Origin of the sequence: Humidesulfovibrio sp. (assembly GCF_035560995.1) — a bacterium.
Taxonomy (GTDB): domain Bacteria; phylum Desulfobacterota; class Desulfovibrionia; order Desulfovibrionales; family Desulfovibrionaceae; genus Humidesulfovibrio.
In genome coordinates, this window is record NZ_DATMYK010000095.1 from 1 (window position 1) to 2,793 (window position 2,793).

Below are 2,793 nucleotides of genomic sequence, written 5' to 3' on the forward strand. Positions count from 1 at the left end.
CCTTGATGCCGAAACGGGTGAGCAGGCCGACGATGGCGCTGATCTTCTCGTAGTTGCCCGTGGCCTCGATGGTGATCTCGTCGATGGAGACATCCACCACCTTGCAGCGGAAGATGTCCACCGTGCGCAGAATCTCTGCACGGTTGGCGTCGCAGGCGTTGACCTTCATGAGCACCATCTCGCGCAGCACGCTCTTCATTTCCGTCAGGTCCACAACCTTGATGACGGTGATGAGCTTTCTAAGCTGCTTGACGATCTGCTCAATGATCTGTTCATCGCCCTCGGTGGTGATGGTCATGACCGACATGCCGGGGTCCAGGGTGGGGCCCACGTTCAGGGACTCGATGTTGAAGCCGCGTCCGCTGAACAGGCCCGCCACGCGCGAGAGCACGCCGGGTTCGTTCTCAACTGTTACAGATAAGGTATGACGCATGGCTGGCCTCCTACACGAGCAGCATGTCGGTGAGGGACGCCCCGGCTGGGACCATGGGGTACACGTTCTCCTCCCGCTCCACGTGCACGTCGACGATGACCGTGCCCGGCGTGTCCAGGGCCTCTTTCAGAACGCGCTCCACATCCGCCACCTGCGTGATGCGGAAGCCCTTGGCCCCATACGCCTCGGCCAGCTTCACAAAGTCCGGCTGGGCGTCCATGCAGGTTTCGCAGTAGTTGCGCTTGTAGAAGAGTTCCTGCCACTGCCGCACCATGCCCAGGTAGGCATTGTTCAGAATGACGATCTTGACGCCCAGCTTGTTGCACACGCTGGTGGCCAGCTCCTGGATGTTCATCTGGATGGAGCCGTCTCCGGCCACGTCGATGACCATCTTGTCCGGGCAGGCGAACTGCGCGCCGATGGCGGCCGGGAAGCCGTAGCCCATGGTGCCGAGCCCGCCGGAGGACAGGAAGGAGTTGGGTTTGTTGAAAGTGTAGAACTGGGCGGCCCACATCTGGTTCTGGCCCACCTCGGTGCAGATGATGGCCTCGCCCTTGGTGAGCTCGTGCAGCTTCTCCACCACGTACTGGGGCTTGATGGTGGTCTCGCTCGGCTTGTAGGTCAGCGGATGTTCCTTGGCCCACACGCCCACCTTGGTGATCCAAGGCATGTGCCCGCCCTCGAAGTCGTAGTCGGCCAGGCTGGGTTCCAACTCTTCCTTCAAGGCTTCAAGGGCCAGACGGCAGTCGGAGACGATCGGTACGTGAACACTCACGTTCTTTTGAATGCTCGTGGGATCGATGTCGATGTGCACCAGGGTCGCCTTGGGGGCGAAGGTGCTCACCTTGCCGGTGACGCGGTCGTCGAAGCGCGAGCCCACGGCCAGCACGAGGTCCGCGTTGTTGATGGCCATGTTGGCGGCGTAGGTGCCGTGCATGCCCAGCATGCCGAGCCACAGGCGCTTGTCGTCGCCCGGGAAGCAGCCCAGGCCCATGAGCGTGGCCGTGACCGGAATGTGCAGGTTCTTGGCCAGCCAGGTGAGGGCCTCGTGGCCCTGACTGGATATGACGCCGCCGCCCGCATAGATGATGGGCCGCTCGGACTCGCGGATGAGCTGGGCCACCTTGCGGATCTGGCCCGCGTGGGGTTTGTAGTTGGGGTTGTAGCTGCGCATGTTCACGTCCGCAGGCCACTCGAAACAGGTGCGGGCCTGCATGATGTCCTTGGGCAGGTCCACCAGCACCGGGCCGGGCCGGCCGGAACGCGCAAGATAGAACGCCTGGCGGATGACATGGGCCAGGTCGTTCACGTCTTTCACAAGGTAGTTGTGCTTGGTGCAGGGCCGGGTGATGCCCACGATGTCCACTTCCTGGAAGGCATCGTTGCCGATGAGCGGCGTGGGCACCTGGCCGGTCAGAATCACCACGGGAATGGAATCCATGTAGGCCGTGGCGATGCCGGTGACCGTGTTGGTGGCGCCAGGGCCGGAGGTCACCAGGCAGCAGCCGACCTTGCCCGAAGCCCGGGCGTAGCCGTCTGCCGCATGGATGGCCCCCTGCTCATGGCGCACCAGAACGTGTTTGAAGGAGGCGTTGGGCAGTTCGTTGTAGATGTCGATGACGGCCCCGCCGGGGAACCCGAAAACCACCTCCACGCCTTCACGTTTCAAACACTCAAGCAGGATCTGAGCTCCAGTGAGCTCCATAAATCTACGCCTCCTGGTGACGATACTTATCAAGTAAGGCTTGCAGCTTCGTCTTTCCGGCAAGCTTCTTCTTCTTAAGCTCCTTGATCTCTTGCTCAATAACAGGGCTTAGGAAAGGCTTGCCTTCTAGCTTCACGATCATCTTTTCAAAATCCTGGTGCTGCTGCCACAGGGCGCGTAGTTCAGAATCCTGAGCTTCAAACTGTTCGATGAGGGCGCGATCCTGTGCTTCCATGTGTGGCTCCTTCAGTTGGAGGTTGCCCGCCGGCCTGGTCCGTTCCCGGAACCTGAGGCCAGATCGGCTCTTTCTGAGCAAGGACTCGAAGCGTCTTCCGGCGGGACGAGTGCCCGGTCTCAAGGCTCACCTGGCTTCGTTTAAGCCCCAAAAGGGCCGCCACATACTCCACCAGGGCTGTGTTCGCCTTGTTGTCCACGGCGGGGGCGCTCAGGCGGATTTTCAGGCAGTTCAGATGCAGCCCGGCCAATTCAGTCTTCTTGGCTCCCGGCTGCACCCACACCTGCATCCGCCAATCCCCGCTGCCCGCCATGCGGACATACTCAGGGGGCGCCTGTCCCACTCGAAATCACTCCGCTTTCCGCAAATACTTCAACTTCGACTCCAAGGACTCCAGCCGCGAGGCGGAGGGGTCTTCAC

General features: G+C 61.4%; 4 protein-coding genes. All 4 read right to left on the reverse strand.

What is annotated here, in order from left to right; translation table 11 throughout:
- Window positions 1-433 (reverse strand): acetolactate synthase small subunit (gene ilvN, locus VN419_RS03535; protein ID WP_325644507.1); only part of this gene is annotated, 433 nt, incomplete at its 3' end.
- Between the two features lie 10 nt (window positions 434-443).
- The gene (gene ilvB, locus VN419_RS03540; protein ID WP_325644508.1) at window positions 444-2,138 is read right to left on the reverse strand and encodes a biosynthetic-type acetolactate synthase large subunit; all 1,695 of its coding nucleotides are present in this window, start codon (window positions 2,136-2,138) and stop codon (window positions 444-446) included.
- A gap of 4 nt (window positions 2,139-2,142) precedes the next feature.
- Complete coding sequence (locus VN419_RS03545) at window positions 2,143-2,373, reverse strand: DUF465 domain-containing protein (protein WP_325644510.1); 231 nt, start codon at window positions 2,371-2,373, stop codon at window positions 2,143-2,145.
- Window positions 2,336-2,686 carry a DUF167 domain-containing protein gene (locus VN419_RS03550; RefSeq protein ID WP_325644513.1) on the reverse strand — a complete coding sequence of 117 codons (351 nt, stop codon included), beginning with the start codon at window positions 2,684-2,686 and terminating at the stop codon, window positions 2,336-2,338. The genes VN419_RS03545 and VN419_RS03550 overlap by 38 nt, the downstream gene beginning before the upstream one ends.
- Between the last annotated feature and the right edge of the window lie 107 nt (window positions 2,687-2,793).